The organism is Enterococcus sp. DIV1375a, assembly GCF_051712205.1.
Taxonomy (GTDB): Bacteria; Bacillota; Bacilli; order Lactobacillales; family Enterococcaceae; genus Enterococcus; species Enterococcus faecalis.
The window spans coordinates 903545-915050 of sequence record NZ_JBIOOM010000001.1 but is presented as its reverse complement, the minus strand read 5'-3'; the positions used below and the strand labels follow the sequence as shown (position 1 = coordinate 915050).

The window sequence follows — 11506 nt, the reverse complement described above, 5'->3', positions numbered from 1 at the left end:
GATTTCTCTTTAGATTATCAACAATTAAAAACAACTTGTTTCTTCTAACTGTTTGGCTTCTTTTCCATTTGCTTTTGCCACGACCAATTGCGCCATTTGTTTAAACGAATTATTTAAACCAATGCCGCCCTTTTTGGGCATCTTCACAATCGGTACTTGCTGATAATAGTGACTAACTGCTGGATTTTCTTCTGCCATCGCTGCAATTGCAGGAATGCCCGCAGCATTAAACTTACAAGCTAGATGAGCGGCCATTTCTCCAAAATTAGGATAATGCATGGCAGGTCCGCAAAGAACCGCATTGGCATGAAACTTTTTTGCAAAGCCAATAAATTTCTTTGCTACCTCTTCCTCGTTTTCCAAATAATATTGGTCACCACAATAAAGTGTCGCAACAATTTCCGCTCCTTGCTTCTGTAAAAATGGTAGCAATGTTACCCCTGGACCTAAGGGAGCTTTTTTACCACTTGGTTTCAGCTGAGCTTGTTCATCACTGCCAAATCCTGCTAAACTGTGGTTTAAGACTAAAAGGATTTTTTTCATGCCTATTTCCTCCTTATTTATAAATCATCGAAGTCAAAGGAATCAAAATCAATTTCTTCACTCTCTTCTTCTTGTGCTTTCCATTCTTCACGTAAATATTGGTCATCCATAACTCGAATAAAAGGATAATAAATGAACATTCCTAGTACCAATAAGAGAGCTTGCAGAATTGATCCTTGCCAACCGCTGACTAAAAATCCTGAGATAATTGGTGGGGTCGTCCACGGCAATTGAATACCGTTCGTCAATGGAACTAAGCCCCAATCCATAGCAAAATAGGCAATAATAATATTAATTGCGGGTACTAATACAAATGGAATTAAAAGGATTGGATTTAAAACAATTGGCAACCCAAAAATGATTGGTTCGTTAATCCCAAAAACACCAGGAATTAGTGAAAGTTGCGAAAGCTTTTTAATTCGTTGACTTTTACAGAATAAGACCATCACAATGATTAATGAGAGTGTGGAACCGGCGCCACCAAATGTTGCAAACATATCTTGAAATTGTCCAGTGATGATGTTGGGAATTTCATGACCGTCTTTAAATGCTTGTAAATTTTCAACAGACAATGCCCGCAAAACAGGATTAAAGACTGCGCCAACCACGCTACCTCCGTTAATGCCAAAGAACCAAAAGAAGTGTAAAAATAAATAAGCAATGCTCATCGCACCTAAGGTATTACCAAGACTCAATAAGGGCGTTTGTAGAAATTCAAAAATAACATCTTGTAAATTACCATAAGGAGTTAAAGCAGCCAGCCAATTGACTAAAAACATGAGAGTAACAACTAAAAAACTCGGAATCAGGGCCTCAAAAGACTTAACCACTGTTGGTGGCACTCCTTCTGGCATTTTTATTGTCCACCCTTTACGAACAATGGCCACAAATAAACGAGTCGCAATTAATGCGACAATCATTCCTAAAAACAAGCCACTGGAACCCATCCATTTTAAAGGTAAACTAGTAACTTCATAACCCTTTGAACTATTTTCCGGTGTAAATAATGTTTGATAAGGCGTTACAATAAAAAATGAAACCAATGCGATAATTCCTGCTTGCATTGCATCCACATTGAATTGTTTTCCTAAACTATAGGCAATACCGACAACGGCCAGAATAGTCATTACATCAAAACTAGCACTAGCTGGAACAGACATCATTGTCGCCCAGTCTTTACCAAGCAAATGAGACATCCAAGTATCCCATTGTGGCAAAGGAAAATTAGCAATTAATAAGAAGACCGAACCAACAATCAACAAGGGCGTTGATAAAAGGAAGCCATCACGAATCGCTACTAAATACTTATTTTCTCCTATCACTTTTGCCAAAGGGGTCAATACGCGCTCTAACCAATCCAAAAATTTTTGCACGGTCGTCACTCCTATCTATTATTTTTTATTTTGCTTAATTAACCGCAGCGCTTCTTTCAATGCTTTTTCGCCATCCATCATGCCATAAATTTCTGGCGCAATTGCAGCGACAGGAATCCCTTGAGGAGCAAATTGTTCTTTTGTTTTTTCTAATAAAAAACGGACTTGTGGTCCTAATAAAATAGCAACAGGCTTCTCTGCTTCAACCACTTCCTGTGCTCTTGCAATAGGAAAAGCAGTAATCATTAAAGGCATTTGATGTTTTTCCACTACTTCCATCATTTTATTCACCATAATACTTGTAGACATTCCTGCATCACAAAAAAGATAAATTTGTTTTTTACTCATGTTCCTTCACTCTCCTCATTTATTCAATTGGTGCTTTGATTCTTTTTTCATAGGCCGCTAACCATTCTTGTGAAATCGGCTGAATCTCTGTGGTATGATTCTTGCCTGGATTTGCAATATAGATTTCTGGTTGCTGCATATCAGTACCAACCGTAAAAGTAAATTCCACATTCGTAGCTACGCCCCAGTCTCCCTGTTTGTTCATGGCCACCAGTGAAAAAGCTCCTGCTTTCCCATAACGTTGGGTCAATTTTTCGTGAAAAGCATAGACCGCTTGATCACATGCTTGTTGTGGCGAGCGCCCTTCCCCCATTAAACGAACGATTTCATAAGAAAGACAGCCTTTCATTAAATCTTCACCTAATCCTGTAGCCGCAGCACCACCAATTTCGCTATCAACATAAAAACCAGAACCTGACAGTGGTGAATCACCAACACGTCCTGCTTTTTTCATAAAGAGTCCCGAACTGGAAGTGCCAGCTGCCATTGATCCTGTTTGGTCTAACGTAATAGCGCCGACAGTATCATGCCCATCATAGGGGTTCAACTGATTTTCCTGAATTTCTTTTAAACGCTTTTGCCACCATTGATTAGCGCGTTCTGTCAACATATTCTTTCTTTCAAAACCGTGCAACATTGAATATTTCGTTGCACCTGCGCCAACACGAAAACTATTAAACTTCTCTTTACTTAATGCTTTAGCCACTGAAATCGGATTTTTAACATCTGTAATTCCTGCCACAGCACCAATTGCAAATGTGTCTCCATCCATATAGGCAGCATCCATTTCTAAAATCCCTTCCTCATTAGGTAAACCGCCGTAGCCCACTGACTTATAAAAAGGATAGTCTTCTACTTCTTTAATTAATTGTTCCACGGCCGTGCCTGCAGCACCTCCTTGTTGTAATTCTTCTGTAGCTTTTAGTAACCCATCATGTGCCATCCGCCATGTCGCAATTGCACCCCAAGTCATTTTCCATCCGCCCTTTCGTTAACGCTTACATTTCTTCACCATTATAAACTAGTATATACTGTTTTGTATATACTGAAAATGAAATTTTATACAGAAAAATAGAAGATACACGTATGCGACCTCTACGAAACACATTGGCTTCTTCTCATACGTGTATCTTCTATTGGTTTTATGCTTCTGTTAATGCAATCATCGCTTGCATATAGATTTCCAGATTAAGCAGTAAATCTTTTTCATCCATATATTCATCTTGGTTATGCGCAATGCCTTTTTGACCAGGAAATGATGGACCAAAAGCAACGATATTCGGCATAAAACGAGCATACGTAGCACCTGTAGTTGTGACTGGCGTCCCATCTAAGCCAGTAATTTGTTCATAAACCTTGGTTAATTTTTGAACATTGCGCTCATCTTTTGGAAACAGCGTACTAGGGAGGCGGCGGATGACGGTCACTTCACTTTCTGGAAATAGTGCCTTCGTTAGCTGCGTGGTTACTTCGTTTTCTGTAATAGAAACAGGATAACGCACGGCCAATGATAACACCAATTGCTGTCCTCGTTTTTCCAACGCATAGGGCGTTAAAATCAATTGCCCACTATCCTGATCCTTAAAGTCCAGAGCTACTCCTTCGCCATAGTGCTTTTCGTGAAAACTAGCGGTTAACCAGTCGAAATACTGTAATAAATTTCCTTTGACTAACTGTTCCTCGCTAATTTTCTGTGCCAATAAAGTAATCGCGTTCTTGCCTAGTTCTGGCGCATTGGAAGGAGCACGTTTTCCCGTGATTGCTGTTGTTTTTCCTGCAATCACCACACTTAATTGATCAGGTACGTGGTCTTTTGCTTGATCACCCATAATCTGACCAATTTGTTCACTTGAATCATCTGGGATGGTCGTTGTGATTTCATAATTAACAATCCCTCGCTCCCCATAAACTACTGGATATTTACAATCTGGAGTAAATCCAAAAACGGGTGCGTTTTCCTTCTCTAAATATAAGGGGATATCTCCACTCCCACTTTCTTCATCCGTGCCAAACATTAAGCGAATGGTTTTCTTTGGTTGGTAACCAAGTTCTTTCAGTAATTTCATTCCATACAGGCAAGCCAAGATAGGACCTTTATTATCTAGAATTCCTCTACCATACAAACGTTGATTTTTTTTCGTTAATTGAAAGGGCGGCACTGACCAACCAGAACCTTCTGGTACTACATCTAAATGACCAATAATTCCCAGATATTCTTCCGCTGTTCCCCATTGCGCATAGCCAACTGCGTCATTGACAATCCCAGTTTGAAAGCCATAACGCTCTGCCAGTTTCAGCGTTTCTTCCAAGGCTCTTTTCGGTCCTTCACCAAAAGGTGCCTCTTTTTTAGGCGACCCTTTCACACTTCGAATCGCCATAATTTTGTTTAAGTCTTCATAAAATAAATCTTTTTGAGCGGCTATTTCTTCTTTTATCTTCATTCGTTCCAAGAACCTCCTAGCTCCACTTGGTTGTTTTCAGACGGGCTATAGCGGGTCAGTGTGTTTTTAAACGTGTACCGATCTGCTCGATATAAAGAGACATCATATAAAATAGGAGTTGCATCAAGCGCATAGGTGATAGAGTGGACTTGTAAAAGTGGTTGGCCCACAGGAACATTCAATAATTCTGAAATTTCCGCTTCAACTAAGATTGCTTCAATTTCTTGATGCGAATAAGCAATCTCGACGTTCTTCTCGATTAAGCAGAAAAGAGAGCCCTCGAAGTCTTGCTTCGTATGGCCTTGTACGTATGCCTGTGGCAAATAAATTTTTTCAACTGTCATTGGTTCGCCGTCTAACATTCGGCGGCGAATCAGTTCATAAATTGCCTCATTTTTGCCTACTTGGAGCGCCTCCCGAATTTTCTCAGCGGGATGTACTACTTCTTCAAAGGAAATGACTTCTGTCTGGCTTTTTTTCCCGTAAGCTTTGGCTGCCTCAGTAAAACCTTGTAAGCCAGCGCGGCCACTTTGAATTTTCGCTTGCGACATCACATAACTACCTTTACCATGTCGTTTTACCAAAATATTTTTGCGGATCAAATCATCAATCGCTTTACGGATGGTCAAGCGACTGCAGTTATATTCTTTAGCTAAATCATATTCTGAAGGTAATTTTTGTGCACTTACATACAGACCGTCTCGAATCTTCTTTTCAATTTCTGCAGAAATTTGCTTAAATTTGGGTGCATTTTCTGTCATTTCATCGCCTATCTTTCTTCAAAAAAATAAATTTTCTAGTATATACCACACTGTCTATACTAAATCAATTTTTAAGAAACCGCAATCATTTGTTGCGTTTCTTAAAAATCAAAAAAGAAAGCGAGCCACAAGTCGGTTGGACTTGTGGCTCGCTTTTTTAGGAAAAAATGTGTTATTTCCCTTTCATCCGTTCTTTGCCTTCTTGACACATATAGAGTAGCGGACAGGCTTCACATTTAGGCGCTCTTGCTAGGCAGTGATAACGCCCAAAGAAAATCATGGTATGGTGCGTTTTCACCCAGAGTTCTTTCGGAACTTTACGCATTAATGTCTGCTCAACTTCAGTAACATTCGCATTTAGCTTACAAATTCTAAGGCGCTTGGACACTCGTTCCACGTGTGTATCTACTGCAAAAGCCGATTCGCCGAAAGCATCTCCCATTACTACATTGGCTGTTTTTCTCCCCACGCCAGGTAAACTGACCAGTTCATCTCTGGTTTGCGGAACTTCTCCATTGAAACGTTCTAAAAGTTGTTGTGCGCACGCTTTAATATTTTTTGCTTTATTGCGATATAAGCCAATGGTTTTTATTTTATCAATAATCTCCTCCACCGGCGCAGCTGCTAAAGCTTCTGGTGTTGGAAAAGCTGCGAATAAACCAGGAGTCGCTTTATTTACCGATACATCGGTTGCTTGCGCACTTAAAATCACAGCAATTAATAATTCAAAAGGATTCTTATGTTTTAATTCACATTCTGCATTTGGAAACATCTCATACATAATTTCAATAGCTTCCATTGTTTTCTCTTTTGATAGCATGGCCCACCTCCTTTTTATTCACTGTCTTCTGGATTTAACCAATTGTGTAATGTAACCTTTGGCAACGATTCTTGTGTCTGACCTTGTTGTTCAATCTCATTTTGAATCATAGAATCTTTTCGTTTTTTCTGATCAGCAGCAACTTGTTCTTTGGTGGTAATATTTTTACGCTCCCACGCAAGTAAAATACGATCAATATATTTCAAACTATACGCCTGATTTAAAACAGCTTCTCGCAACGCTAACCGGATTAATTCAGGGGAATAATGGTCCGTGTTCAACCACTGACCAATCATTTCTAATTCAATTGGTGAAAGTGGACGTCCGAATTCTTTTTCAAAGCCTTGGTAAAGCTGTTTAATTTCATCTTCGTGGTTTGCGACAACTTGTTTTTCTTTGCTCGTTTGTAAAAATAATTGAATCTTTTGAAAAACAGGCAGTAAATCATACGTATCCATCATTTGACCTTTTTGGTTTTGTTGTGTTTCAATTCGAATAAATCCGCGAGAAACCAATTGATTTAACAACTTATAAATCGTATCTGGCGTTTTACCCATCGTCTCTGCAATCGCCATTAAGTCTGGAAATAAATCGCCTGCATTTTGCGAACGAAAAAGTTGCAGTAAAAAGAGAAATTCATCATCTTTCAAACCAATTTTTTGGTAATGATCAAATAGTAAGTTTGAGATTGTTGTTTCACCAGCTTCTAAATATTCACGAATTGATAACATTGTTGTTGTCCACTTCCCCTTGCTTGTTTCACTTATTGCACTTGATAAACATCAAAATAAATAGCTTTCATATAATCAATTAAATAACTAGGATTCAATTCTTCTCCCGTTGCATCATAAATTAATTGATTTGGTTTACGTGAAGCGCCGTACTGATGAATATGTTGTGTTAACCATTTACGGATATCAGAATAATCCTCCGAAGCTAAAATTTCATCAACAGATAATTCTTGTTTCATTGCGTGAAATAGTTGCGCGGCGTACATATAACCCAAGGCATAAGATGGGAAATAACCAAAGCTACCTCCAGACCAATGAACATCTTGAAGGACACCTTCTAAATCATTTTCAGGTGATACGCCTAAGTACTCTTGGTATTTTTCGTTCCACACTTTTGGCAAATCAGCGACTTCCAAAGAACCATTAAATAACATTTTTTCAATTTCATAACGAATAATGATATGCAAAGGATAGGTGAGACTATCGGAATCAATCCGTATCAAACTTGCTTTCGTTTCTTTTAAAGAAGCATAGAAATCTTCAAAAGCAATATCATCAAAAGTGCCTTCTGCGCATTTTTGGAAAAACGGGTATTGTTTTTGCCAAAAAGCTCGGTTGCTACCAATGATAATTTCATTAAAGAGCGATTGTGATTCGTGAATCCCCATAGAGGCGCCTTCGCTTAGTGGTGTAAAGTCAAATTTAGGATCAAAATTTTGTTCATACATCCCATGACCCGCTTCATGAATCACACCAAATGTTGCCATTGAGAAATTATTTTCTTCCCAGCGCGTAGTAATCCGCGCATCATTTCGATTTAGAGCTGTCATAAATGGATGAACTGTATCATCTAATCGGCCTTTTGAAAAATCATAGCCTAATTGTTCAACCACACCAATCACAAAACGGCGTTGTTGTTCTTTGGTCATTTTTCTAGATAAAAAGTCAGTTCTAGGCGGCGTACCTTTTTCTGCTAAAACGGTCCGAATCTCTTGAATCCCTTGTTTTACTTGGTCGAATACTTGGTCTAGTTTCTCAACCGTCATCCCTGGTTCAAATTGATTTAATAACACATCATACGGAGTTTTTTCTTCTTTTTGCCAATAAGGAATGAACTCTTTTTGGAACGCAACGACCTTCGTTAAGGTTTCTTCTAACAAGCCGAAATCTTGTGCAGCGCGTGCTTTTAGCCAATCTGTATGTGCTTGGTTTAATACTTTAACATATTCTTGCATACGTTCAGCTGGAACATTTTTATTCAAAGCATATTCTTCTTTTACTTTTTCAAAAACCAGTTTCCCTAATTCAGATAATTCTTCAGGGCGTGTCTCAAAATAGGCCAATGCTTCTTGAATAACTGGGCCAATACTTCGTTCAAAATATAATCCGGTTAAATACCCTTCTACTTCTCCTCGAAAAGGACTACTTTTTTCTGGCATCCCAGTTGATGAATCCCAGTCTAATAATGTCAAGGCATTTTTTAGTAATTGAATTTCTTTCACTTCTTGTAAAAATACAGCTTCCTTCATTTTTTTACACCAGCTTTCTTAGTCTTCCCGTGGTTTTCTTGGTGGACGTGTTCCCCAGTATTGGAATAAATCTGTTCGTAAGGCTCCGTTGTAAAGCTTCCGTTTTTTAGTAGCTTTGGCACCATAATATTCTTCAAAAGCAAGATCACTCGTCAGTATATACTTGCTCCAAGTAGTTAACGGACGGAAAACATGGCCCATTTCTTTATACAAACGGCGAACACTTTCCTCTTCTCCTAAACGCTCACCATAAGGCGGGTTAGCTACCATTACACCATATTCCTTCTCGGTTGTAAAATCTTTTAATGCCAATTGTTTAAAAGTAATTGAATCACCTAAACCAACTTCCTCAGCATTCGCTCGTGCGACTTCAATCATTCGCCCATCAACATCTGAACCACAGATATCTAATTCAACATCGTAGTCTGCCTTTGCCTCGGCTTCGTTACGTACTTTTTCAAAAATTGCTGGATCAACCCAATCCCATGTTTCACAAGTGAAACTACGATTAAAGCCAGGGGCAATGTTATGGCCAATTAATGCTGCTTCAATACAAATTGTTCCAGAACCACAAACTGGATCATAAAAAGGACGATCTTTGCGCCAATTGGTCAACATCACTAAAGCAGCTGCCATGTTTTCCTTAAGAGGTGCGCCCCCCTTTTCAATGCGATAGCCTCGTTTAAATAAACTTGGTCCAGTCGTGTCCAACGTCAACGTCACTTTATCTTTTAGAAGAGCCACTTCTAATTTAAACAAAGCTCCTGTTTCGGTTAAAGGCACCGTCGCTGGACGATGGTAAACTTCTCTTAAACGGTTAACAATGGCTTTTTTGGTGATGGCTTGGCAATCAGGAACACTATACAATTTTGACTTAATTGATTTACCTGCAACTGGAAATTCTGCATCTAAAGGCAAATAATCTTCCCAAGGAAGTGCTTTAACTTTTTCAAATAATTCATCAAAACTATAGGCGTTAAATTCGCCAACGACGATTTTAATCCGATCTGCTGTTCGTAGCCATAAATTGGCAGTAGCAATTGTTTCAACTGTTCCTTCAAAGACGGCCCGGCCATTTTCTACTTCACAGGGAATCCCTAAATCACGCAATTCTTTTCCAACTAATGCTTCTAAGCCACTAGCAGCCGTTGCAACAAGTTTGAATGTTTTTTCTTTCGTCATAAAAACTCCTTCTTGACTCTTTTTTATTGTCTGGAGCTAACAGTCCTGCCGACTACTGCTCCGCTTGTTTTTTATAATTGTCCGCTTTCTCTGAACTAAACGGTCCTGTTCCGGCCTCTTTAGAACAGACAGCTTACTACTTTTATCTCAGTTTCTTTATTTTAACATTTTTTTATTCTTTTCGTAAAAAAAGCCTTCACAACTACGTTGGAAGGTCTTCCTGAATTACTTGTAATTTTCTATAAGCCATGTTCTGTATCACCAATTCTTCAGGAAAAATTGGTGACGGTCATCATCTATCTGCAGAGTAAACTCTGCCTCTTCTACTCGTTCATTTCCTTTAGAAGAGCGCCCCTACCATTGTTTGGGTTGCTCGCTCGAGGGGTTTACCGCGTTCCACCGATGGAGTTTCCCACATCGCTTCGTCACTGTGGCACTTTCAAGGATACTTTGACATAGTCGAAACCTTAGTCATTTTTCCTGCCGTTACTCTAAAAGAGTACCTTAGCTTATGATTTCGCTAAGCACGAACACTACAAGCATCTCAGCTTGTGCGAGCATGGACTTTCCTCAGCTTGCAAAAGCAAACCGCGATCACCCGAAAATTACAAATCTGTTTAGACGAACAGCAAAAATTTACACACTACAACAAGTGTCCGCTATTCTAATAAATGCTTTTTGTTCCTCGTGAAAACTTGACTTAAATTGTCTTGTTAAAATTGACGTGTTTGTGCATTATCAACATCATGATTCGCTGGTTCTGCAGGCATTGACGGTGCAGAAGGCGTTACAGGTGTTGAAGGTGTTTCATCTAACTTTTTACCAAAAACTTCACGCTCTAAGTTTGATAAACGTTTTAAAATATCAAAGTTGGTCACTGCTGCACTTTTTGGTACTTCTTGAGCAACACGAGGCGTTGGTTGGGCTTTTGATAATTGGTCTAATTTTGCCATTAAGCGGCTGTTTTCTTCTTGCAAGCTTAATAATTCTTTATTATAAGCTTCGTAGTCTTTAATAACATTGTCTAAAAATTCGTCTACTTCAATTGGGTCATACCCGTTCATCATTTTCGTTTTAAATTCTTTTTGTAAAATGTCTTTAGGACTATATACTAAATTTGCCATGTTTACACCTCATTTGTTTATTTACGATAGAAAATTTCATAGTTCCACAAATACTATTGTAACGAAAAATAGCTAGAAAATCAAACAGATTCTCTAATCAATCACCGAGTTTTGTAAATCATCCATTGTAATTAAGCGAATATCATAGGGTTCTCGTTCCGAAAAATGTTGTGCATCCTTTAAAAAATACTCCGTTTTGCCAGGGTACTCTTTGTCATAAATAAGTAAGCTGCCCCCAGAATGTTCCAAAAGAAATTTTGTATGCATTTTTAATTGTGCTGGCGATTGATAGGGCTGGTGACTTACTGAGTTGATATAATCAGCCAAACTTTCCGCTTTCGTTAACAGTTCTCGATTTTGTTCATTCCAATTATTGCCAAAGTCTTTAAACGGATAAAGTAAACCTAGCTGAACTTCTGGATATTCCGTTTTTAATTCCCCAACTACTTCAGCTGTCCAAAGTTCAACACCTAAATTGCCAGAAATCAAAATCCATTCTACTCCCGTTTCAATATAACTGGCTAACTCTTTTTTTAAGACATTTTTAATAACTGTGATTTTCGGGTCTTTTCCTTGAAATATCCCCAATTCAAAGCTGCGATAACCGGTGACATAGAGGGTTTTTATCATTTCCATAAGTCATCCCTTTTCTTT

General features: G+C 38.7%; 12 protein-coding genes and 1 other RNA gene. All 13 read right to left on the bottom strand.

All coding sequences use genetic code 11. The annotated features are described in order from the left end of the window. Positions 1-24 precede the first annotated feature (24 nt). The 13 genes from IGJ63_RS04540 to IGJ63_RS04480 all read right to left on the bottom strand — a co-directional run bounded on the left by IGJ63_RS04540 (position 25) and on the right by IGJ63_RS04480 (position 11488). Positions 25-543, bottom strand: a complete 519-nt coding sequence (locus IGJ63_RS04540) for a GrdB-related putative oxidoreductase (protein WP_173951191.1) — start codon at positions 541-543, stop codon at positions 25-27. Positions 544-560: 17 nt separating this feature from the next. Continuing rightward, complete coding sequence (celB, locus tag IGJ63_RS04535; RefSeq protein WP_101731948.1) at positions 561-1916, bottom strand: PTS cellobiose transporter subunit IIC; 1356 nt, start codon at positions 1914-1916, stop codon at positions 561-563. An 18-nt stretch (positions 1917-1934) separates the two neighbouring features. After that, a complete protein-coding gene (locus IGJ63_RS04530; RefSeq protein WP_002357981.1) occupies positions 1935-2264 on the bottom strand; it encodes a PTS sugar transporter subunit IIB in 330 nt (109 codons plus the stop codon). A gap of 19 nt (positions 2265-2283) precedes the next feature. After that, complete coding sequence (locus tag IGJ63_RS04525) at positions 2284-3237, bottom strand: N(4)-(beta-N-acetylglucosaminyl)-L-asparaginase (RefSeq protein WP_002361636.1); 954 nt, start codon at positions 3235-3237, stop codon at positions 2284-2286. 169 nt (positions 3238-3406) lie between these two features. Beyond that, a complete protein-coding gene (locus IGJ63_RS04520) occupies positions 3407-4705 on the bottom strand; it encodes a Sapep family Mn(2+)-dependent dipeptidase (protein ID WP_002396912.1) in 1299 nt (432 codons plus the stop codon). After that, positions 4702-5466 (bottom strand): GntR family transcriptional regulator, LSA1692 subfamily, encoded by a 765-nt coding sequence (locus IGJ63_RS04515; RefSeq protein WP_002357984.1) that lies wholly within the window; start codon positions 5464-5466, stop codon positions 4702-4704. The genes IGJ63_RS04520 and IGJ63_RS04515 overlap by 4 nt, the downstream gene beginning before the upstream one ends. A gap of 172 nt (positions 5467-5638) precedes the next feature. Next, positions 5639-6286, bottom strand: coding sequence for an endonuclease III (gene nth, locus IGJ63_RS04510; RefSeq protein WP_101731949.1), 648 nt, complete (start codon positions 6284-6286; stop codon positions 5639-5641). A gap of 14 nt (positions 6287-6300) precedes the next feature. Continuing rightward, positions 6301-7017, bottom strand: a complete 717-nt coding sequence (locus tag IGJ63_RS04505; protein ID WP_002357986.1) for a DnaD domain protein — start codon at positions 7015-7017, stop codon at positions 6301-6303. Between the two features lie 32 nt (positions 7018-7049). Beyond that, entirely contained in the window at positions 7050-8546 is a 1497-nt protein-coding gene (locus IGJ63_RS04500) for a carboxypeptidase M32 (protein WP_173951161.1), read from the bottom strand. 18 nt (positions 8547-8564) lie between these two features. Beyond that, positions 8565-9728, bottom strand: coding sequence for a THUMP domain-containing class I SAM-dependent RNA methyltransferase (locus IGJ63_RS04495; RefSeq protein WP_002357989.1), 1164 nt, complete (start codon positions 9726-9728; stop codon positions 8565-8567). A gap of 237 nt (positions 9729-9965) precedes the next feature. Beyond that, positions 9966-10334: RNase P RNA component class B (gene rnpB, locus IGJ63_RS04490), an RNA gene on the bottom strand. 107 nt (positions 10335-10441) lie between these two features. Continuing rightward, positions 10442-10852 carry a cell division regulator GpsB gene (gpsB, locus tag IGJ63_RS04485; RefSeq protein ID WP_002363721.1) on the bottom strand — a complete coding sequence of 137 codons (411 nt, stop codon included), beginning with the start codon at positions 10850-10852 and terminating at the stop codon, positions 10442-10444. A gap of 93 nt (positions 10853-10945) precedes the next feature. Then, positions 10946-11488: a DUF1273 domain-containing protein gene (locus IGJ63_RS04480; RefSeq protein WP_002369608.1), complete on the bottom strand. Its 543-nt coding sequence runs from the start codon at positions 11486-11488 to the stop codon at positions 10946-10948. Between the last annotated feature and the right edge of the window lie 18 nt (positions 11489-11506).

What these genes read in the sequence shown, in the direction of transcription:
- IGJ63_RS04525 (WP_002361636.1), bottom strand. Translation starts at nt 3,237, where the DNA reads ATGACTTGGGGTGCAATTGCGACATGGCGGATGGCACATGATGGGTTA.
- IGJ63_RS04530 (WP_002357981.1), bottom strand. Translation starts at nt 2,264, where the DNA reads ATGAGTAAAAAACAAATTTATCTTTTTTGTGATGCAGGAATGTCTACA.
- nth (WP_101731949.1), bottom strand. Translation starts at nt 6,286, where the DNA reads ATGCTATCAAAAGAGAAAACAATGGAAGCTATTGAAATTATGTATGAG.
- IGJ63_RS04495 (WP_002357989.1), bottom strand. Translation starts at nt 9,728, where the DNA reads ATGACGAAAGAAAAAACATTCAAACTTGTTGCAACGGCTGCTAGTGGC.
- IGJ63_RS04540 (WP_173951191.1), bottom strand. Translation starts at nt 543, where the DNA reads ATGAAAAAAATCCTTTTAGTCTTAAACCACAGTTTAGCAGGATTTGGC.
- IGJ63_RS04515 (WP_002357984.1), bottom strand. Translation starts at nt 5,466, where the DNA reads ATGACAGAAAATGCACCCAAATTTAAGCAAATTTCTGCAGAAATTGAA.
- gpsB (WP_002363721.1), bottom strand. Translation starts at nt 10,852, where the DNA reads ATGGCAAATTTAGTATATAGTCCTAAAGACATTTTACAAAAAGAATTT.
- IGJ63_RS04480 (WP_002369608.1), bottom strand. Translation starts at nt 11,488, where the DNA reads ATGGAAATGATAAAAACCCTCTATGTCACCGGTTATCGCAGCTTTGAA.
- IGJ63_RS04505 (WP_002357986.1), bottom strand. Translation starts at nt 7,017, where the DNA reads ATGTTATCAATTCGTGAATATTTAGAAGCTGGTGAAACAACAATCTCA.
- IGJ63_RS04500 (WP_173951161.1), bottom strand. Translation starts at nt 8,546, where the DNA reads ATGAAGGAAGCTGTATTTTTACAAGAAGTGAAAGAAATTCAATTACTA.
- IGJ63_RS04520 (WP_002396912.1), bottom strand. Translation starts at nt 4,705, where the DNA reads ATGAAGATAAAAGAAGAAATAGCCGCTCAAAAAGATTTATTTTATGAA.